The sequence below is a fragment of the Variovorax sp. S12S4 genome (assembly GCF_023195515.1).
In the GTDB taxonomy this organism is placed as follows: Bacteria; Pseudomonadota; Gammaproteobacteria; order Burkholderiales; family Burkholderiaceae_C; genus Variovorax.
This window is the reverse complement of the sequence record NZ_JALPKR020000002.1, coordinates 3,280,774-3,300,995: the sequence shown is the minus strand read 5'-3', so window position 1 is coordinate 3,300,995 and position 20,222 is coordinate 3,280,774. Positions and strand designations below refer to the sequence as shown.

Annotated in this window: 19 protein-coding genes and 1 pseudogene; 13 read left to right on the top strand and 7 right to left on the bottom strand. The window is 67.6% G+C overall.

The features are described from left to right. Positions 1–42: 42 nt before the first annotated feature. Positions 43–1,122, bottom strand: coding sequence for a selenide, water dikinase SelD (selD, locus tag M0765_RS16280; protein ID WP_258504689.1), 1,080 nt, complete (start codon positions 1,120–1,122; stop codon positions 43–45). Positions 1,123–1,240: 118 nt separating this feature from the next. Between selD and M0765_RS16275 the strand changes: the two genes are divergently transcribed. Genes M0765_RS16275 through M0765_RS16235 form a run of 9 tightly spaced genes read left to right on the top strand, consistent with a single transcriptional unit; the run spans position 1,241 to position 7,628 of the window. Beyond that, complete coding sequence (locus M0765_RS16275; protein ID WP_258504688.1) at positions 1,241–2,098, top strand: putative selenate ABC transporter substrate-binding protein; 858 nt, start codon at positions 1,241–1,243, stop codon at positions 2,096–2,098. Between the two features lie 31 nt (positions 2,099–2,129). Continuing rightward, positions 2,130–2,969: a phosphonate ABC transporter ATP-binding protein gene (locus M0765_RS16270; protein WP_258504686.1), complete on the top strand. Its 840-nt coding sequence runs from the start codon at positions 2,130–2,132 to the stop codon at positions 2,967–2,969. A 17-nt stretch (positions 2,970–2,986) separates the two neighbouring features. Then, entirely contained in the window at positions 2,987–3,820 is an 834-nt protein-coding gene (locus tag M0765_RS16265) for a PhnE/PtxC family ABC transporter permease (protein WP_258504684.1), read from the top strand. Continuing rightward, the gene (gene phnE, locus M0765_RS16260) at positions 3,817–4,620 is read left to right on the top strand and encodes a phosphonate ABC transporter, permease protein PhnE (RefSeq protein WP_258504683.1); all 804 of its coding nucleotides are present in this window, start codon (positions 3,817–3,819) and stop codon (positions 4,618–4,620) included. The genes M0765_RS16265 and phnE overlap by 4 nt, the downstream gene beginning before the upstream one ends. Then, the gene (gene mnmH, locus M0765_RS16255; RefSeq protein ID WP_258504682.1) at positions 4,613–5,686 is read left to right on the top strand and encodes a tRNA 2-selenouridine(34) synthase MnmH; all 1,074 of its coding nucleotides are present in this window, start codon (positions 4,613–4,615) and stop codon (positions 5,684–5,686) included. Before phnE ends, mnmH begins: the two co-directional genes overlap by 8 nt. A gap of 28 nt (positions 5,687–5,714) precedes the next feature. Beyond that, positions 5,715–6,140 carry a GNAT family N-acetyltransferase gene (locus M0765_RS16250; protein ID WP_258504680.1) on the top strand — a complete coding sequence of 142 codons (426 nt, stop codon included), beginning with the start codon at positions 5,715–5,717 and terminating at the stop codon, positions 6,138–6,140. Positions 6,141–6,162: 22 nt separating this feature from the next. Further along, positions 6,163–6,657, top strand: coding sequence for a GNAT family N-acetyltransferase (locus M0765_RS16245; RefSeq protein WP_258504678.1), 495 nt, complete (start codon positions 6,163–6,165; stop codon positions 6,655–6,657). 47 nt (positions 6,658–6,704) lie between these two features. Next, positions 6,705–6,974 carry a DUF2277 domain-containing protein gene (locus M0765_RS16240; protein ID WP_258504676.1) on the top strand — a complete coding sequence of 90 codons (270 nt, stop codon included), beginning with the start codon at positions 6,705–6,707 and terminating at the stop codon, positions 6,972–6,974. A gap of 27 nt (positions 6,975–7,001) precedes the next feature. Beyond that, positions 7,002–7,628, top strand: a complete 627-nt coding sequence (locus M0765_RS16235; RefSeq protein WP_258504675.1) for a LysE family translocator — start codon at positions 7,002–7,004, stop codon at positions 7,626–7,628. An 18-nt stretch (positions 7,629–7,646) separates the two neighbouring features. Here the strand turns inward: M0765_RS16235 and M0765_RS16230 are convergent, their stop codons facing one another. Beyond that, on the bottom strand, positions 7,647–7,856 hold the full coding sequence (locus M0765_RS16230; protein ID WP_258504674.1) for a thrombospondin type 3 repeat-containing protein: 210 nt from the start codon (positions 7,854–7,856) through the stop codon (positions 7,647–7,649). A 270-nt stretch (positions 7,857–8,126) separates the two neighbouring features. On the opposite strand from M0765_RS16230, the pseudogene pbpC reads away from it, so the two are divergent. The 4 genes and pseudogenes from pbpC (at position 8,127) to M0765_RS16210 (ending at position 13,869) form a co-directional block, all read left to right on the top strand. Further along, a pseudogene (gene pbpC, locus M0765_RS16225) lies at positions 8,127–10,419 on the top strand (penicillin-binding protein 1C). Beyond that, on the top strand, positions 10,416–11,813 hold the full coding sequence (locus tag M0765_RS16220) for a TPM domain-containing protein (RefSeq protein WP_258504673.1): 1,398 nt from the start codon (positions 10,416–10,418) through the stop codon (positions 11,811–11,813). Before pbpC ends, M0765_RS16220 begins: the two are co-directional and overlap by 4 nt. 84 nt (positions 11,814–11,897) lie before the next feature. Further along, the gene (locus tag M0765_RS16215) at positions 11,898–12,578 is read left to right on the top strand and encodes a FadR/GntR family transcriptional regulator (protein WP_258504671.1); all 681 of its coding nucleotides are present in this window, start codon (positions 11,898–11,900) and stop codon (positions 12,576–12,578) included. Between the two features lie 10 nt (positions 12,579–12,588). After that, positions 12,589–13,869, top strand: coding sequence for a CynX/NimT family MFS transporter (locus M0765_RS16210; RefSeq protein WP_258504670.1), 1,281 nt, complete (start codon positions 12,589–12,591; stop codon positions 13,867–13,869). A gap of 27 nt (positions 13,870–13,896) precedes the next feature. On the opposite strand, the gene M0765_RS16205 is transcribed toward M0765_RS16210, so the two are convergent. The 5 genes from M0765_RS16205 to M0765_RS16185 are packed head-to-tail and all read right to left on the bottom strand — an operon-like array spanning position 13,897 to position 20,212. After that, positions 13,897–15,081, bottom strand: a complete 1,185-nt coding sequence (locus tag M0765_RS16205) for a M20 aminoacylase family protein (RefSeq protein WP_258504669.1) — start codon at positions 15,079–15,081, stop codon at positions 13,897–13,899. Positions 15,082–15,131: 50 nt separating this feature from the next. Beyond that, positions 15,132–16,634 carry a M81 family metallopeptidase gene (locus M0765_RS16200; RefSeq protein WP_258504668.1) on the bottom strand — a complete coding sequence of 501 codons (1,503 nt, stop codon included), beginning with the start codon at positions 16,632–16,634 and terminating at the stop codon, positions 15,132–15,134. Positions 16,635–16,682: 48 nt separating this feature from the next. After that, positions 16,683–18,299 carry a dipeptide ABC transporter ATP-binding protein gene (locus M0765_RS16195; protein WP_258504666.1) on the bottom strand — a complete coding sequence of 539 codons (1,617 nt, stop codon included), beginning with the start codon at positions 18,297–18,299 and terminating at the stop codon, positions 16,683–16,685. A gap of 2 nt (positions 18,300–18,301) precedes the next feature. Continuing rightward, positions 18,302–19,249: an ABC transporter permease gene (locus M0765_RS16190; RefSeq protein ID WP_443098538.1), complete on the bottom strand. Its 948-nt coding sequence runs from the start codon at positions 19,247–19,249 to the stop codon at positions 18,302–18,304. Positions 19,250–19,270: 21 nt separating this feature from the next. Further along, the gene (locus M0765_RS16185) at positions 19,271–20,212 is read right to left on the bottom strand and encodes an ABC transporter permease (protein WP_258504664.1); all 942 of its coding nucleotides are present in this window, start codon (positions 20,210–20,212) and stop codon (positions 19,271–19,273) included. Positions 20,213–20,222 lie beyond the last annotated feature (10 nt).

Below are 20,222 nucleotides of genomic sequence, written 5' to 3'. Positions count from 1 at the left end.
TCTGGCTCGAACTCGGCGCTTTCGGCGTCATCCGCACGGTCTTCAGGCCAACACGAGCAGGCGCGCGGGGCCTTGCTCCATGCGGCCGACCACAGCGGCATCCGCAAAGCCTTCGCGCCGAAAGACCTGCAGCACCGCTTCGGCCGACTCGGCAGCGCAGCTCACGAGCAGGCCGCCCGAGGTCTGCGGGTCGCTCAGCAGTGCCTGCGCCATGGCCGGGAGGCCTTTCGCAAGCTCGATCTCCGCGCCGTAGCCGGCCCAGTTGCGGCCGGAGGCGCCCGTCACGAAACCATCCGCCGCCATGGCGGCCACGCCGTCCAGCAGCGGCACGCGCGGCCAGTCGATGGTGGCCGTGAGCTTGGCGCCGCGCGCGAGCTCCAGCGCATGGCCGGCCAGCCCGAAGCCGGTGACGTCGGTGAGCGCATGCACACCCGGCATCGTGGCCAGCGCAATGCCCGGCGTGTTGAGCCGCGTGGTGTTTTCGATGAGCTGCCGGTAACCGGCAAGCGAAAGCTTTTCTTTCTTGAGCGCAGCCGAGAGCACGCCCACGCCCAACGGCTTGCCCAGCACCAGCACGTCGCCCGCGCGGGCCTCGGCGTTGCGCTTGACGTGGGCCGGGTCGACCAGGCCCATCACCACGAGCCCGTAGATCGGTTCGACCGAATCGATGGTGTGGCCGCCCGCAATCGGAATGCCGGCCGCGCGGCACACGTCCTGCCCGCCGCGCACGATGTCGCCGATCACTTCCACCGGCAGCTGGTTGACCGGCATTGCGACCAGCGCCAGCGCCATGATCGGCTTGCCGCCCATTGCGTAGACATCGCTGATGGCGTTGGTGGCTGCAATGCGGCCGAACTCGTACGGGTCGTCCACGATGGGCATGAAGAAGTCGGTGGTCGCGATCAGCGCCTGCTTGTCGTTCAGGCGGTACACGGCCGCGTCGTCGGCCGTTTCGATGCCCACCATCAGCTCCGGCGGAATGAGGCCGCCGCCGCTGTTCTTCAGGATTTCAGACAGCACGCCGGGTGCGATCTTGCAGCCGCATCCGCCGCCGTGCGAAAAGCTGGTGAGCCGCAGCGGAGCCAGCGGGTTGAGGGGTGAAATCGTCGGCGTGTCGGTCATGGCGCAATCCGTATCAGGGCAGTCGCCCATTATCGAAGCCGCGCGCAAACGGCGCCCGGACACGGGTTTCTACAATCGAAGGTTGTCCCTTCTCCCTTGCGCCATGCCGCGCCACGCCATGAAACCCATCCTTCGCATCGCCCTTGCACTCTCGCTGTCCGCCTTCGCCCTGGGTGCCTTTGCACAAGGCAAGGTGCTGCGCGTCTCCGCCATTCCCGACGAGGCGCCCACCGAACTGCAGCGCAAGTTCACGCCGCTGGGCGACTATCTGAAGAAGGAAACCGGCATGGACGTGCAGTTCACGCCCGTGACCGACTACGCCGCGGTGGTCGAAGGCCTGGCCACGAACAAGATCGACCTGGCGTGGCTCGGCGGCTTTACCTTTGTGCAGGCCCGCCTTCGCACCAACGGCGGCGCGGTGCCGATCGTGCAGCGCGCGGAAGACGAAGTGTTCACCAGCAAGTTCATCGTGCCGCAGGACAGCACCGCCAAGACGCTGGCCGACCTGAAGGGCAAGACCTTCGCGTTCGGCGCACCCTCCTCCACCTCGGGCAGCCTGATGCCGCGCTACTTCCTCATGCAGGCCGGCATCGACCCTGAAAAGGACTTCAAGACGGTCGCGTTTTCCGGCGCGCACGACGCCACCGTGGCCTTCGTGGCCGCCTCGCGCGCCGAAGCCGGCGTGCTGAATGCGTCGGTGTGGGAGAAGCTGGTCGAAAGCAAGAACCCGAACGCCGCCAAGGTGCGCGTGCTGGCCACCACGCCGACCTACTACGACTACAACTGGACGGTGCGCCCCGGCCTCGATCCGGCACTGACGAAAAAGCTCACCGAGGCCTTCCTGAAGCTGGACCCGGCCAACCCCGCCATGAAAGACATCATGAACCTTCAGCGCGCGAGCAAGTTCATTGCCACCAAGTCGTCGAACTACGACGGCATCGAAGCCGCCGCCAAGTCGGCTGGGCTGATCAAGTGATGCGATTGCGGCGCGCCAGCGGAGCCGTCGCGTGAGTTTCTCGCTCGACCACGTCGGGCTGGTTCACCCGAACGGCCATCGCGCGCTGCGAGGCGTGTCGTTTGCCGCACGTGCGGGCGAGCGCGTGGCCGTCATCGGGCCTTCTGGCGCCGGCAAGACCACGCTGCTGCGCGTGCTCGGCACTGCGCTGCGGCCCGGCGAAGGCACGGTGCAGCTGCTCGGCCAATCGCCTTGGAGCCTGGCTGCGCCCGCACTGCGCAAGCTGCGCTCCCGCATCGGAACCGTGCACCAGAGCCCGCCGATCGCGCCGCGCCTGCGCGTGGTCACCGCCGTGCTCTCGGGGCGCCTGGGGCAATGGAGCGCAATGCGCGCTCTGGCTTCGCTGCTGCGCCCGTCAGACCTTGCAGGGGCGCACGAGGTGCTGTCGCGCCTCTCGCTCGAAGAGCGGTTGTTCGACCGCTGCGACCGTCTTTCCGGCGGCCAGCTGCAGCGCGTGGGTATCGCCCGCGTGCTCTACCAGCGGCCCGCGCTGCTGCTGGCCGACGAACCGGTGTCCGCGCTCGACCCGACGCTGGCCGATGCCGCGCTGCAGCAGCTGGTGGCGCAAAGCGAATCGACCGGCGCCACGCTCGTGGCCTCGCTGCATGCGGTCGACCTGGCGCTGCGCTGGTTTCCTCGCATCGTCGGCATGCGCGGTGGGCAGGTGGTGTTCGACGAGCCAGTCGGCAATGTGACCGAGCCGATGCTCGTGGCGCTCTATGCAAGCGAAGGCGGGCTGCCGGTGCAGGCACGCGAACGGCCGATCGACATCGCGTCGGGCGCATTCGCTTCGGGCGCCGCCAACACCATCGAACGCCCTGACTGCCTGTGAGCACCGTGCAGCAGCCATTGCCGCAACGCACAGCGCCCGCGCTGCGCGACCCGCTGGCGCGCCGCCGCCTAGTGTGGCTGCTGGCCGCGTTCGTCATCGCATGGCCGATGCTGCAGCTGTCGGGCTTTGCGCCCTCGGCCCTGTTCGCCCCCGGCAACCTGCAGGTGATCGGCGGTTTCCTCGCTGGCTTTCTGCCGCCGGAAACCGCACCGGATTTTCTGGCGATGCTGGCCAAGGCCACGCTGGAGACGCTGGCCATGGCCACCGCCGGCACGGCGCTGGCATTCGTCATCGGCGCGCCGCTGGCTTTTGTGACCACCCGCGCGCTCTCGGTTTCGCGCATCGGCCCCGGACCTGGCCGTGCGCAAGCCGGCATGGTGCGGCAAGCCGGGCGCTCGGTGCTGATGGTGCTGCGCGCCGTGCCCGAGATCGTCTGGGCACTGGTCTTCGTGCGTGCGCTGGGCCTTGGCCCGGCGGCCGGCGTGCTGGCACTGGCCATCACCTATGGCGGCATGCTCGGCAAGGTGTATGCCGAAGTGCTCGAATCGACCGACACCCGCCCCGCCCGCGCGTTGCTGGAAAGCGGCAGCGGGCGCTTTGCCGCACTGGTGTACGGCCTGTTGCCCAACTCCGCGCAGGAGCTCATCTCTTACACCGTGTACCGCTGGGAATGCGCCGTCAGGGCCTCGGTGGTGATGGGTTTCGTGGGCGCGGGCGGCCTGGGCCAGCTCATGGACCAGTCGATGAAGATGCTCAACGGCGGCGAAGCCAGCAGCATCCTGCTGGTGTTCCTGGTGCTGGTGTTGCTCGCCGATGCGCTGAGCAATGCGTTGCGGCGGCTGCTGGCATGAACGGGCACGTCGACCTGGCCGGACCACCTCGCTGCATCCGCTGCTGGATCGCATCGGCGCTGGTGCTCGCGGCCGTGGTGGCCAGCTTCGCCTACCTGGCCATCGACTACCGTGCGCTGTTCACAGCGGAGTCGATCGGCTTCATGGGCAAGTTCATCGCCGAGTTCTTTCCGCCCGATTTGTCGAGCGCCTTTCTCGCCAAGACGGCGTGGGGCGCACTGCAGACCCTGGCCGTCTCGGCGCTCGGCACGCTGCTGGCTGCCGCGGGTGCCGCCGCGCTGGCGTTACCGGCCTCCGGCCGGTCGGGCCTCTTGGTACGGCAGGGCTGCCGTTTTGTCCTCAACTTTCTGCGCAGCGTGCCTGAACTGGTGTGGGCCGCGCTCATGGTGCTGGCCGCGGGCATCGGCCCGTTTGCCGGTGCGCTCGCGCTCGCGCTGCACACCACCGGCGTGCTGGGCCGCCTGTTCGCAGAAAGCCTGGAGAACGCGCCGCGCGAACCCGAGCAGGCACTGGTTCTCAGTGGTACCGGCGCGGCAGCGGCCTTTGCCTACGGCAGCCTTCCACTCGTGCTGCCGCAATGGGTGGCCTATGCGCTGTATCGTTGGGAAATGAACATCCGGATGGCCGCCGTGCTGGGTTTTGTCGGCGGCGGCGGCCTGGGCCAGCTTCTCTACTTTCACTTGTCGATCTTTCAACAGCAGCAGGCCATGACCGTATTGATTGCAATGTTCGTCCTGGTGGCGCTTGTCGACCTGGCAAGCGGCCGGCTGCGGCGCAACCTGGGGCACGCCCATGCGTGAGCACGACAACCCGCGCCACCAGCCCACGCGCGTGGCCGACCTGCACCGGTTCGACACCGTCATCGATGCGCGCTCGCCTTCCGAGTTTGCGCTCGACCACATTCCCGGCGCCATCAACTGCCCGGTGCTCGACGACGAAGAGCGCCGCATCGTCGGCACCATCTACAAGCAGACCGGCGCATTCGAGGCGCGTCGCGTGGGCGGCGCCATGGTGGCCGCCAACCTCGCGCGGCACCTGCGCGAACGCTTCGGCGAGCAACCCGCCAACTGGCGGCCGCTCGTGTATTGCTGGCGCGGAGGGCTGCGCAGCGGTTCGATGGTCACCTGGCTGCGCCTGGTCGGGTGGGACGCGCAGCAGCTTGCCGGTGGCTACAAGAGCTTTCGCCACCATGTGCTGGCGCAAATCGAGGCCGCGGTGCCGAAGCTTCGGCTCAAGGTGATCTGCGGCGCCACCGGCAGCGCCAAGACGCGCGTGCTGCAGGCACTGGCTGACCGCGGCGAACAGGTGCTCGACCTGGAACACTACGCCAGCCACAAGGGCTCGCTGCTGGGCGCCCTGCCCGGCGTGCCGCAGCCGTCGCAAAAGCAGTTCGAAACGCGCATTGCCACCTGCTTCGGTGCGCTCGACCTCTCGCGCACGCTGTATGTGGAAGGCGAAAGCGCCCGCATCGGCAGGCTCTCGGTTCCCATTCCCCTGGTCGCGCACATGCGCGCCGCGGCATGCATCGAAATTCAAGCGGATGCGGCCGCCCGGCTCGACTACCTGCTGCGCGACTATGCCTACCTGGGCGACGACCGCGCGGCGCTCGCAGAACAGCTAGGCAGGCTGAAGGAAATGCAGGGCAAGGCCGTGGTACAGCGCTGGCAGGAATGGGCGATGGCGGGCGACCTGCCGCAGCTTTTTGCGGAACTGATGGCGCTTCATTACGATCCGCACTACGAACGCTCGCAGGCGCGCCATTTCAAAAAGTGGCCGCTGCGCCAGCAGGTGGCTGCGCCGGACCTCACGGACCAAGGCATCGAGGCCGTGGCGGAGGCCATCCTGCGGTTGAACGCGGCCGGGTGACCGGCCGAGAACAGAGAAGGCAAGCTCCATGACACTCGAATGGCGCCATTCGCTCGAAGGCATCGACTGGGAAGAACTCTCGCGGCTCTACCAGGCCGCACCGCTCGGCAACAAGCAGCCCGACGGCCTGAAGCTCGTGTTCTCCAACAGCATGTTCAAGTGCTTCGTGTACGACAACGGCCACATGGTCGGCGCCGGGCGTGCAGTGGCCGACGGGCTCGACTGCTCCTACATCTGTGACGTGGCGGTGCACCCCACCCATCAGGGCACGGGCCTCGGCAAGCAGCTCGTCTCTCGGCTCATGGAGCTTTCAAAAGGCCACCGCAAGATCATTCTGTATGCGGTGGCGGGCAAGGAGCCCTTCTACGAAAAGTTCGGCTTCAGGCGAATGAAGACCGCCATGGCCGTCTTCGAGAACCAGGCGCAGGCCGCGGAGCGCGGGCTGATCGAATGAGCACGCGTTTCGTCTCGCGCGCATGAACCATTCCGTCGTTGCCACCGAAGAACACCACTTCGAAAGCCTGCACAAGGCGCTCGACGCCGTGGCGCGCGAGCAGAAGTACCTCGCGCTCACGCAAGCACCGCCGCTGGAGCAGTCGCTTGCCTTTTATCAGAATGTGCTGTCCACGGGCTTCCCTCATTTCGTTGCTGTCGATGGCACCGGCAAGGTCGTGGGCTGGTGCGACGTGTCGCCGGTATTCGGCCATTCGCGCGCCCACATCGGCCTCCTGGGCATCGCACTGCTGCCCGAGGCACGCGGCCAGGGGCTCGGTGCGCAGCTGCTGCAGGCCGCCATCGACAGGTCGTGGGCACGCGGACTCACGCGCATTCAGCTGACGGTTCGCACGGACAACCTGAATGCGAAGGCGCTGTACGACCGCTTCGGCTTCGAGCACGAAGGCCTCGTGCGCCGCGCCAGCCTGATCGTCGGCGTCTATCACGACGCCCACGCGATGGCGCTGCTTCGCTAGACTGGCGGACGCATCCACTGCCGAATACTGCCGAATGGAGTTCGCCCATGTGCAGAAGCATCAAGACCCTCTACAACTTCGAGCCTCCCGCCACCGAGCAGGAGATCCGCGCCGCGGCGCTGCAGTTCGTGCGCAAGCTCAGCGGCTTCAGCGTGCCCTCCAAGGCCAACGAGGAGGCCTTCGAGCGCGCGGTCGACGAAGTGGCTGCAACGGCTGCGCGCCTGATCGATTCGCTGGTGACCACTGCCGAGCCGCGCGACCGCGCCATAGAGGCGGAGCGTGCCAAGGCCAGGTCGGCCGCGCGCTTCGGCACCTGACCGCAACAACAACCCTGGAGACTTTTCATGCCCGTTGAACTCTGGCTCGCCTTCGTGGCGGCATCGGCCGTGCTGCTGATCATTCCCGGCCCGACCATCCTCACGGTGATCAGCTATTCCATGTCGCACGGACGGCGCGCCAATGTGCCGCTGGTGGCTGCTGTGGCGTTGGGCGATTCGACGGCGCTGGTGGTTTCGCTGCTCGGCCTGGGTGCGCTGCTGGCCGCTTCGGCGTTCTGGTTCACGGTGGTGAAGTGGGCGGGCGGCCTGTACCTGCTGTACCTCGGCATCAAGCTGCTGCGCGCGGGCATCACGTCGTCCGAAGTCGCGGCGCCTGCCGCGCCCGATTCGCGCTGGCGGCTGTTCGCGAACACCTACCTGGTGACGGCGCTCAACCCCAAGGGCATCGTGTTCTTCGTGGCGTTCTTGCCGCAGTTTCTGAGCCCCGCAGCCAACATGACGCGCCAGCTGTGGGTGCTGGCGGTCACCTTCGTGGCCATGGCCGCGCTCAATGCCACGCTCTATGCCGTGTTTGCGGGATCGGCCCGCAAGCTGCTTTCGTCGCCGCGCGCACAACGGCGCTTCAACCTTGCGGGCGGCTCGCTGCTGAGCGCGGCGGGCGTGTGGGCGCTGCTCCCGCGCCGGCCCGCCTGAGGCGCGCTGCAGCCTGGATCAGCGATACGGGTTGTTCGGCCTGCGGTCGTAGCGGTTGGGCACCCCGTCGCCATCGCGGTCGCGGTCATAGCGGTTGGGCACGCCGTCGCGGTCTCGATCGCCGCCGTAGTACTGGCCGCGCGGCGGAGGCGGACGGTCGTAAGGTGCAACCACGCAGCCGGCCAGAACAGCCGATGCGGCAAGCAGAATGGCCAATGTCTTTTTCATGATTTCTCCTTGGAGTTTTCAAACGCGGCCTGCCTCCGCAAGCCGTCGTCTGCATTGAAGGCCACCTCCGTCTCGGCTGCGTATCCCGAATGACGCTCGGGCGTGAAGTTCGTTACCGGATGTGGAACCTTGCTGCGAACTTTGGCTGTAATTTCTGAGCACGGGAGGCGGCGGCACGCCTGAGTCGGAGTAGGTGCAGTTCCCGTGGGCGCATCGCCGAGAATGGCGCGGCTTCGCCATCGATTTGCCCGCCTCCAGTTCACGCCCTTCATGCATCGCCCGTCATTTACCGCCAGCCATCTTGCCGCTGCATTGATCGTGGCTGCCTGCATGCAGCCGGCCGCTGCCTTTGCGGCCGGTGCGGTGAGCTTCGACGAAGTGAAGCGCGGGTTCCGCTCGTCGGACACCGCGGTGCTCGACCGCAGCGGCGAACTGCTGCAGCGCGTGCGCACCGACGCCACGGTGCGGCGCGGCCAATGGATTGCGCTGGCCGATGTGTCGCCGGCGCTGCGCATGGCCATGGTGCTGAGCGAGGACAGGCGCTTCTACGAGCACAGTGGCATCGACTGGCGCGCGGTGTCGTCGGCGGCGTGGGCCAACCTGTGGAACACCCGCACGCGCGGCGCCTCGACCATCACGATGCAGCTCTCGGGCCTGCTCGACGAAGACCTGCGCCGTGCCAACAGCGGGCGCACTTTCACGCAGAAGATCGGCCAGACGGTGGCGGCCACTCAGCTGGAGCGCAACTGGCGCAAGGACCAGATCCTGGAGGCCTACCTCAACACCGTGCCGTTCCGCGGCGAGATCGTAGGCATCGATGCGCTTTCGCGCACGCTGTTCGGCAAGGCACCGAGCGGGCTGGACGCGCGCGAGGCGGCCGTGGCCGCGGCGCTGGTGCGCGCACCCAACGCCAAGCCCGCGCAGGTGGCGCAGCGCGCGTGCGAGGTCATGCGCGCAATGGAGCCGGGCCAGAAGATCGACTGCGATGCGCTCGACATGTTCACCAGTGCGGCGGTGCAGCGGCGGGCGTTCGATGCGAACGAAGGCATTGCGCCGCACGCGGCTCGTCGCGTGCTGAAGGAATTGGGCGAGGCCGAAGCGACCGCAAAGTCCGCGGCGCCCGCGCGGCAAGCGAGCCCCAAAGGAAACTGCCGTGCGCACCACCCTGCGCGCGCCGCTGCAGCGCTTTGCGCTCGATGCGCTGCAGCGCCACCTGAAGGAACTGCGCGGCCGCCATGTGGAAGACGGCGCGCTGGTGGTGCTCGACAACGCGAGCGGCGAGGTGCTGGCATGGGTCGGCTCGTCGGGCGCGCTGAGCCAGGCGGCCGAGGTCGATGCCGTCACCGCGCTGCGCCAGCCGGGCTCCACGCTCAAGCCGCTGCTCTATGCACAGGCCATTGCCGAACGGCGGCTCACCGCGGCATCGCTCATCGACGATTCGTCGGCGCAGATCAACACCGCCAGCGGCCTCTACATTCCGCAGAACTACGACCGCCAGTTCAAGGGGCCGGTGTCGGCGCGCACGGCGCTTGCCGCATCGCTCAACGTGCCGGCCGTGCGCACGCTGGCGATGGTGTCGCCCGAATCGTTCGCGCGGCAACTGCGCGCGGCCGGGCTGCCGCTGCGCGAAAGCGGCGACTACTACGGCTACAGCCTCGCGCTCGGCAGCGCCGAGGTGTCGCTGCTGTCGCTCACCAATGCCTATCGCATGCTGGCGAACGGCGGGCGCCACGGGCCCACCACGCTCACGGCGCGCACGGCCGCGCCGCCGCCGGCCTCATCGGCCAAACCCAGGGCCGCCGACAACGCATCCGCTGCCGCAGCGCCCATGCTCGACCCGGCCGCGGCCTTCATCGTCGGCGACATCCTGTCCGACGCGAACGCACGCACGCGCACCTTCGGGCCCGACAGCATTCTTTCGACGCGCTTCTGGACCGCCGTGAAAACCGGCACCAGCAAGGACATGCGCGACAACTGGGCCGTGGGCTGGTCGCAGCGCTACACGGTGGGCGTGTGGGTCGGCAACGCGAGCGGCGCGTCGATGTGGGACGTGAGCGGCACCAGCGGCGCGGCCCCGGTGTGGGCCGAGGTGATGCGCTTTTTGCACGCACGCGAGCCGAGCCGTGCGCCGAGGCCGCCCGCGGGCCTGGTCGAAGCACCCGTGGCCTTCGGACCCGGCGCCGACGGCAACCCGCTGGAGGCCGCGCGCAGCGAGTGGTTCCTGCAAGGTACGGAGCAGCCGCTCTTTGCGCTCGATACCGGCGCGGGCACGCCGGCGGCAAACAACGCGGCGGCGCGCATCATCGCGCCGGTCGACGGCACCATCATCGCGCTCGACCCGGACATTCCGCCCCTGCACCAGCGCGTGCGCTTCGAGTCCGAAGGCCGCGGCGTGCAATGGCGCATCGACGGCAAGCACTTTGCGCGCGGCAACAGCGCGCAATGGCTGCCCTGGCCGGGGCGCCACGTGATCGAACTCGTCGACGCGACGGGCAAGGTGGTCGACCAGCGCAGGCTCGAAGTACGCGGCGCGGGCGTGGTCGCGAAAAGCGCCCGCCGATGAAGGCAGCCTTCGGCGGGATGCGAGCTCTGCGGCTCTGGTGGTGGTTGAGCCTGCATGTGGCTGCGCTGCTCGCGTGGCCCTTGCCGGCGCAAGCCAAGCCTGTGCCCGTGCCACCGATGCAGTCGCGCGTGGTCGATCTGACGAAGACGCTGAAGCCCTCCCAAGCCGAGGCTTTGCGGCAGCAGATTGCATCCATCGAGAACGAAACCCAGGCGCAGTTTGCGGTACTGATCGTGCCGACCACCGGGGAAGACTCGATCGAGCAGTACGCCACGCGTGTCTTCGCCGCCTGGAAGCTGGGCCGCGAGCAAGAAGACGACGGCGTGCTGCTGCTGGTGGCGCTGAAAGACCGCCGCATGCGCATTGAGGTGGGCACGGGCCTGGAAGGCGCCATCACCGACATACAGGCCGCCCGCGCCATCGACGAGCAGATGACGCCGGCCTTTCGCAAGGGCGAGTTCGCGGAGGGCATCGAGGCGACGCTGCAGGTGCTGTCGCAGCGGGCCGGCACGCAGCCCTCCATGATGATCGCCGAGCCGGACACGCCGGAGGACGAACAGCACACGCTGCAAGCACAGGAAGAGCCGGAAGAAAGCGGCCCCACCGGCATGGGCCGCGTGACGCCTGCGGGCTGGGCCCTCTTCGGCGTTCTGCTCTGGAGCGTTGGCGTGGGCATCTGGCACAGCCGGCGGTCCGGCAAGCCGAAGCGCAGGCGCGCGGCCGCCCCGGCCCCGGATTCTTTCTTGCGCGCCCATTCCCACTGGAAGCTGTCGTTCGGCATGCTCATGGCCCCTGCGCTGGCGGCCGCCGTCATCCTGCGCGAACCTGTGATGCTTTTCATGCTTGCGACGATGCCCGCCCCGCTCGGCTTCGGGCTGGGAATGGCCTGCGCCCGCTCGCGCACGGCGCGGCGCGTTACCGCCGCCGCGGTGCTGCTGATCGTGCTGCTCGTCGTGGCGGCCCGCAGGGTGGGAGCGGACGTGCTGCTGCAGGGTGCCATGTATCTGTTCGCCGCCACGATCGGCCTTGCGTTCGCCTCGGGCGTGGCGTTCGGCATGCGCAATGCCTGGCGCGCAAGCTTCGCCAGCTTCGGGTTGCGCCTTCTTTTCGTGCTCGGTGCCATGGCCGTGATGGGCGCGACGGCCTTCCAGAGCATTGCAGAGGACACGATGTGGATGCCGCTCACGTTGGTGGCTGTGGTGACATCGGCATTCGCCTTTCTTCCGCTCGCCTTCGGCAATGGGAACGGCGCGGGCCGCGTTCGCTACAGCTCGGGCGACAGGGGCTGGAGCGGCAGCTCCTCCAGCAGCTCTTCTTCCTCGTCGTCGTCTTCGTCATCTTCATCGGGCGGCGGCGGCTCCAGCAGCGGCGGCGGGGCATCCGGCAGCTGGTAGCTGCAATCCCCTGCTTGCGACTGCGGTATTGAAGCCGGCGGACAATTCATCCAATGATTCAATGAATAGGCCTTTCTGATACATATGCTGGCCCAAGCACCCCGAACCTCCCTTGCCGACAGCGCGGCCAACAGCATTCGCGCCGAAATCTCGGCCGGCCGCTGGGCCGTCGGTTCGCGCATTCCCGTCGAGCCGCAACTCGCACTGCTCCTGGGCGTAAGCCGCGGCACCGTGCGCGAAGCCGTGAAAACGCTGGTCTCGCGCGGGCTGCTAGAAGTGCGGCAGGGCTCCGGCACCTATGTGCGCTCCGGGTTCGATCCTTCGGCCAACTTGCAGAAAATGCGGCGCGCGAGCCTGCGCGACCAGTTCGAGGTGCGCCGCGCGCTCGAGGTAGAAGCCGCCCGGCTTGCCGCCGTGCGCCACACCGCCACGGACCTGCGCAACCTGAGGGCCCTGCTCGACCAGCGCGGCTCGCCGGACGCAAGCGACGGCGGCGCGAGCTTCATCCAGCGCGACCTGGATTTCCACCTGGCCATCGTCGACGTTTCGGGCAACCTGGCGCTGGCAGAAACCTGCCGCTTCATTACCGGCTACATCAAGGACACCATCGGCAGTTCAATCGGCACCAGCCTGCCGGAACCTGACCAGGCGGCGCACGAATCCATCGTCGAAGCCATTGCCAGCCGCGACCCCGACCGTGCCGCGGAAGCGGTTCGCGCTTTCATGGCGCCCATGCTCGACGCACTGTCGAAAGCCGAGCCATGAAGGGCATTCGATGAGCGCGGTGCCTTTTTCCACCAACCGGGCCGCCGGTGAACTGCTGATCGACGCCGAGGCGGACAGCATGCCCGCGCCGCACCCTACGCCGGCGCCGAGCCTGGCCCGCCGCATCCTGCTGGGCGCGAGCGTGGTGCTGATTGCATTCAACCTGCGGCCGGTGTTTGCCAGCCTTTCGGTGATGCTGCCCGAAATCATGGCGGCCACCGGCCTTTCGGCCACCGCCGCGAGCCTGCTGACCACCCTGCCGATCGTCTGCCTGGGCGTGTTCGCGCCGCTGGCGCCGGGCCTGGGCCGGCGCTTCGGCACCGAGCGCACGCTGCTCGGCTGCATGGTGCTCATCCTGGTGGGCACCGCGCTGCGCGGCACCGGCAACATTCCGCTGCTGTTCCTGGCCTCGGCCGTTGCGGGCAGCGGCATCGCGGTGTCGAACGTGCTGCTCTCGGGCCTGGTGAAGCGCGACTTCGCCGGGCAGGCGGCGCTGATGATGGGCCTCTACACCATGGCGGTTTGCGGCGGCGCGGCCAGCGCGGCCGGGCTCACGGTGCCGCTCGAACATGCATTGGGCGGCGGCTGGACTTCCGCGCTGGCCATGTGGGCGCTGCCGGCCCTGCTGGTCACGCTGATCTGGGCGCCGCAGGCCCTGCCGCTGAAGCCGGTGGCAAGCGAATCGGGCTTTACCGTTCGCGGGCTCTGGCGCGACCGCCTCGCTTGGCAGGTCACGTTCTTCATGGGTCTGCAGTCGGCCCTTGCGTACATCGTGATGGGCTGGCTCGCGCCCATCCTGCGCGAGCGTGGGTTGGGCGGCGAAACCGCCGGCTACGTGGTGTCGCTCGCCGTGATGACGCAGGTGGTGACCTGCCTCGTCGTTCCCGCCGTGGCGGTAAGGCTGCGCAACCAGCGCGGCCTGGCCGTGGGGCTGGCCCTGCTCACCCTGGCCGCCATGCTGGCGATGCTGTTCGCGCCGCTCTCTGGCGTGTGGTTCTGGGCCGTGCTGCTGGGCATTGCGCAAGGCGGCACCTTTGCACTCGCGCTCACGTTCATGGTGCTGCGCTCGCCCGATTCGCATGTGGCGGCGCACCTCTCGGGCATGGCGCAGGGCGTGGGCTATATGGTGGCCGCGTGCGGCCCGCTGCTTGCGGGCCTGCTGCATGGCTGGACCGGGAGCTTCCGCGCATCGTCGTGGCTCTTCATCGGGCTGGGCATTGCGCTGGTGATTGCGGGCCTCGGCGCGGGGCGCACGATGCATGTGGGCGCGGTGACGGTTCCCCGGCGCTGAGGCCGGCGCACCGCATTTGTTTACCCGCTATCGCAGGTAGCTCTCGGCAAGCATCGCCCAGTAGGCCGCGCCGATCGGCAGGTTGCTGTCGTTGAAGTCGTAGCCCGGGTTGTGCACCATGCAGCCGCCGTGCTCGCCCGTCGCGCCGTTGCCGATGAAGAGATAGCAGCCGGGTTTCTTCTCGAGCATGAACGCGAAGTCTTCGCTGCCGGTAACCGCCGGGCCTTGCGGCTCGACGTGTTCGGCGCCCACGAGCTCGTAGCCGATGCGGCGTGCGAACTCGGTTTCTTCGGGTGTGTTCACCAGCACCGCGTAGCCCTTGCGGTAGTCGACCTGGGCCTTCACGCCAAAGCTTTCGGCCTGGGCCGTGACGATGGCCTTCAGGCGCTTTTCGAGCAGCTCACGCACTTCGCGGTTGAGCGAACGCACGCTGATCTCGAGCACCGCCGTTTCGGGAATCACGTTGTTGGCCTTGCCCGAGTGAATGGCGCCCACGGTCACGATGGCCATCTCTTGCGGATCGGCATTGCGCGAGACGATGGTCTGCAGCGCCATCACGATGCTTGACGCGGCAACGATCGGGTCGGCCGTGCGGTGCGGCATGGCGCCGTGGCCGCCCACGCCGGTGAGCGTGACGGTGGCGTAGTCCGACGAGGCCATGGCCGCGCCCTCGCGAAACACCAGGTCGCCCTGCCGGCGCCCTGGCGAGTTGTGCATGGCATAGACCGCATCGCACGGGTACTTGTCGAACAGGCCGTCTTCCATCATCTTCACGGCGCCGCCCATGCCCTCTTCGGCCGGCTGGAAGATAAGGTTGAGCGTGCCCGAAAACTCGCCGTGCTGCGCGAGGTACTTGGCTGCGCCGAGCAGCATGGCGGTGTGGCCGTCATGCCCGCACGCGTGCATGATTCCGGGGCGGCCGCTGCGGTAGGCAAGGCCTGTCTTCTCCTCGATGGGCAATGCGTCCATGTCGGCGCGAATGCCGATGGCTCGCGTTCCGCTGCCGCGCTTCAGGCGGCCCACGAGCCCCGTCACGCCCAGGCCGCGCTCCACCTCGTAGCCCCAGGCGGTGAGGCGCTCGGCCACCAGGTCGCTGGTGCCGAACTCCTCGAAGCCGAGTTCTGGGTTCTGGTGGATCTGCTGGCGCACCGTGACGAATTCGGCGGCATTCTTTCTCATGTACTCGAGGTAGTGCTGGGCGCTTTGAGGCATCGTGGTCTCGCGTTGCGAATGGGTGGGTGGATGGATGACGGAAGGTCTGCTCAGGGCTGCAGCGCCATCGTGGCGGGCAGCCGGGTCCACGGCAGGTCGGCCGGGTCGGCGGCCATCGGCCCAGGCGCCTTGGCCACGAGGATGTGGCTCGCAATGGGCGCGAAGTCGGCGCGAAAGTGCACCGAGCTCTTGTTGACCAGCACCTTCATCGCCTCCGGCTCGATGCCGACGAAGCGGAACAGCTCGCGGTCGAGCATCTGGCTCTTGCCGCTGCCCACGGCAATCAGCACGCCATCGATCTCGAGGCAGGCGCTCGGGCCCAGCTGCACCGCGCCGCCCCGGAACATCGGGCCCTTGAAGGTCACCACGCCGTCGCTCAGCGCCCGCACGGTGAACAGCCCTTCCACCGGCTTGTCGCTGAACCTGCCGCCCCAGGTCGGCACCGAGGTGCCCACGCCGATGCGGATCTGCGCGCCCACGCCGGCCTCGTGGGCGGCCGCCGCGGCGGCGGGATCGAACATCAGGCCGAGCGCGATCTTGCCCGGGTAGCGCTTGCCCGCGCCTTCGGCCAGCAGCGCGTGCAGCATGCCCGAAGTGTTGCTGTCCGCGCCCGCGCCGGGGTTGTCCTGCGTGTCGGCAATGACCACCGGCTTGCCGGCGCCTTCGGCCAGCGAAAGCGCACGGGCCACCGCGGCGCGGGGCTCCAGCACTTCGAGCCGCCATTGAGAGCGTGGCTGGTCGATGCGCTCGAACAGCGTGGCAACGGCGGCGCCCGCGTCGTCGCCATAGCCCCACACCACCGGGCCGCATTCGGCAATGTCGGCAGCCGGAAAGCCGGTGGCAAAGCTCAGCACCGCATCGTGCTTTTCGTCCAGCTCCTTGAGCAGCCGGTACACCGAGGCGGCCGGCTCGATCATGGTCGATTGCACGTTGAGCGGCAGCAGGAAGGAAAGCCGCCGCGCATGCAGCGGTTCTCGCGTGCCGCGTGCAATGCGACGCGCGAGCAGCCGGGCGGCCAGCTTCCCGGTGTCTGCCATGTCGACGTGCGGATAGGTGCGGTAGGTAGCGAGCGCATCGGCCTCGGCCAGCATCTGCGCGGTGATGTTGCCGTGCAGATCGAGGCTCGCAACGATGGGGATGTCGGGCCCGACGAGTTTGCGGATGCGCGCAATCAGTTCGCCTTCGGGGTCTTCAAGGTGCTCGGTGACGGCCGCGCCGTGCAGGTCGAGATACACCGCGTCGATGCCGCCCTGCGCGAGTGCGGCCGCCAGGTCTTCGGCGATGGCCCCCGCAATGCGTTCGAACGCGTCTTCGGTCACGTGGGCCGAGGGCGTGGCACCTGCCCATGCCGACGGCACGAGCGACCAGCCGTTCTCGCGCGCCGCATCGATGAAGCCGCCGATGGGAATGTTCTTGGCCGCGTAAGCGGCAATGATTTCTGCGCCGCGCCGGTACGGAGGAAAACTCGAGCCGGCGTTGAATGCGGCCCAGTCCGCCTTGCTGGGTGCGAAGGTGTTGGTCTCGTGCTGGAAACCGGCGATGAAGACTTTCATGGGATCCTTTTTTTCTCGAACTTTTCTCGAACGGATGAACGAAGAATTTCAGCTGCGTGCAAAGGCAAAGTCGCGGCCCGGCGCCGCCGCCAGCAGTTTGCGCGTGTAGTCGTGGCTGGGCGCGAAGAACACGTCGCGCACCGAACCGCGCTCCACGATCTCGCCCTGGCTCATGACAAGCACGCTGTCGCAGATCTGGCTGGCCACGCGCAGGTCGTGGGTAATGAAGAGAATGCCGATCTTCAGCCGCTGCTGGATCTCGTCGAGCAGCCGAAGGATCTGCGCCTGCACCGAGACGTCGAGCGCCGACGCGGCCTCGTCGGCAATCAGCACCTTGGGATCGCAGGCCAGCGCGCGCGCAATCGAGATGCGCTGGCGCTGGCCGCCCGAAAACTCGCTGGGGTAGCGGCGCAGCGCATCGGGTGAAAGGCGCACAAGGCGCATCAGCTCTTCGGCGCGCGCCCACGCCTGCTCGTGAGGCATGCCGAAGTTGACCGGGCCTTCGACGATCGAGGCACCCACGGTCTGCCGCGGATTCAGCGAACGGTACGGGTCCTGGAAAATCACCTGCACCGTGCGCCGGAACGGCGACAGCGCGCGCCCTTTGACATGCGCCACCGAGCGGCCGTCGGCAAAGATGTCGCCCGAGCTCGGGTCGATCAACCGCGCGATGCAACGCGCCACCGTCGACTTGCCCGAGCCCGATTCACCCACGATGCCCACGGTTTCGCCGGGCCTCACTTCGAGCGACACATTGCGCGCCGCATTCACCGTGCGGCGCTTGCCGGGCCAGCTGCCCGTGATGTAAGTCTTGCAGATGTTCACCGCGTTGAGCAGGGGATAGGTGTCCACCACCGGCGGCCGGCGCGGCGGCGAAAGCTCGGGCACGGCATCGAGCAGCATCCGCGTGTAGGGCTCGCGCGGAGCCGTGAGCACCGCCATCTTGTCGCCCTTCTCGATCATGGCGCCCAGTTCCAGCACCACCACCTCGTCGGCAATTTCCGCAACCACGCCGAAGTCGTGCGTGATGAAAAGCACGGCCGTGCCGTTCTCGGTTTGCAGCTCGAGAATGAGCCGCAAGATCTCGGCCTGCGTGGTCACGTCGAGTGCGGTGGTCGGCTCGTCGCAGATCAGCAGCACGGGCTTCAGGATGAGCGCCATCGCAATCACGATGCGCTGGCGCTGCCCACCCGAAAGCTGGTGCGGATACGAAGCGTAGATGCGTTCGGGCTCGGGCAACCGGACGCGCGCCATGATGGCCATGATCTTTTTCCGCCGCTCGGCCGAGCCCATCTGCACGTGCTGCGCCAGCATTTCGTCGATCTGCGCACCGCAGGTCATTACCGGGTTGAGCGCGGTCATGGGCTCCTGGAACACCATGGCCATCGACGGCCCGCGCAGCTGGCGCAGGCGCGCGGGGGTTGCGGCCAGCAGGTTTTCGCCCTGCAGCTCGACGGTGCCGCGCACCGGTACAAGGCCGGAAGGCAGCAGCCCCATTACCGCGTTGGCAATGACCGACTTGCCCGAGCCGGACTCGCCGAGCAGGCAGACGATCTTTCCGGGCGGTACGTCGAAGGAAATCTTGTCGACCGCATGCGGCCGATCGCCGCCGCGCGGAAGAGAAATGGCAAGGTCGCGAACGGAAAGAACAGGTGCTTGCGCCATGTTCAGCCCCCGCGCTTGTTGAACTTGGGATCGAGCGTGTCGCGCAGCCCGTCGCCGAGGATGTTGACCGCCAGCACCGTGAGCGCCAGGAAGATGCCGGGGAACAGCACGTTGTGCGGGAACTGGTTGAACTGCGCCCTGCCCTCGGCCATGATGTTGCCCCAGGTGGCCATGTCGGCCGGCAGCCCGACGCCGAGAAACGACAGGATGGCTTCGACAAGAATCGCCGAGGCGCACACATAGGTCGCCTGAATGATGAGCGGCGCAACGGCGTTCGGCAGGATGTGGCGCACAAGGATCTTCCACGTCGGCGTGTCCAGCGCAATGGCTGCTTCCACATAGGGTTCTTCACGCACGGTGAGCACCACCGAGCGCACGAGGCGCGCCACGCGCGGAATCTCGGGCACTGCAATGGCCACCACCACTGTCAGCAGCTTGCCGCCGAACAGCGCCACCAGGCTGATCGCAAACAGAATGCCGGGGATGGCCATGACGCCGTCCATCAGCCGCATGATCGCGCTGTCGAGCCGCCGGAAGTAGCCGCCCAGCAAGCCGACGAGCATGCCGAACACCACCGCCAGAACGGCGACCGACACACCCACGGTAAGCGACACGCGTGCACCGTAGAGCGTGCGGCTCCAGATGTCGCGGCCCAGGCTGTCGGTGCCCATGACGAACAGGTGCTCGAAGGTGTCGCCCGCCAGGCTGTTGAACTCGCCGCGCGTGCCGGGCAACAGGTTGCCGCTGCCGGGGTCGATGGCGGTCGGGTCGATGGTGCCGAGCCATGGCGCGGCAAGCGAGATGAGCACCAGCAGCATCAGCACGCCGCCGCCGGCGCGCACCGACCAGTCGGCCAGGATGCGCTTGAGCAGCGACCGGCGCCTGGGCGGCGGCAACGGTTCGACGATGGCTTCGCCTGCAGGCATGGGAGTGGCAAGTGAATCGGTCATGTGTTTGCTTCTTCTTGCGCCTCAATAGCGAATGCGCGGATCGAACACCAGGTAGCTCAGGTCGATCAGCAGGTTGACCAGCACATAGACGACTGAAAAGAACAGCGTGATGCCCTGTATCAGCGGAAAGTCGCGCGACAGCACCGCATCCACCGTGAGCTGGCCAAGGCCCGGAATGGCGAACACGGTTTCGGTAACCACCACGCCGCCGATCAGGAGTGCAATGCCGATCCCGATCACCGTGACGATGGGGATTGCCGCATTGGCGAGCGCATGCCGCATGAGCACACGTTTTTCTGAGATGCCCTTGGCGCGCGCAGTGCGGATGTAGTCTTCGGTCATGGCCTCGGCCACGGCCGCACGCGTGACGCGCGCAATCAGCGCTACATAGATGATCGACAGCGTGATCGACGGCAGGATGAGGTGCTTGATCCAGGGCAGCGGCCCCTGGCTCAGCCGCTGGTAGCCCTGCACCGGCAGCCACTGCAGGTGCAGCGCAAAGATCCAGATGAGCACATAGCCGATCACGAACGCCGGTATGGAAAAGCCCATGACCGAAAAGCCCATCAGCATGCGGTCCAGCCAGCCGCCGTGCCGCCAGGCGGCAACAACCCCGAGCGGCACCGCGACGAGGATGGTGACCACCAGCGTCACCGCCGCGAGAGACACCGTCGGCTCGATGCGCTGGCCGATGAGCTCCACCACCGTCTTCTTCATGAAGTAGGATTCGCCCAGGTTGCCTTGCAGCAAGCGGCCGCTCCAGCGCACGAACTGCACGGGGAGCGATTCGTTCAACCCCAGTTGCTCGCGCACCTTGGCGATGTTCTCGCTGGTGCCGCTGTCGCCCACGATGGCGGCCGCCGGATCGCCGGGCGCCAGCCGGAGCATGAGAAACACGATCAGCGCAACGATGACGAGCACCGGCACGGTCGACAGGATTCGGCGCGCAAGGAAGATCAGCATGGGGTTTCCA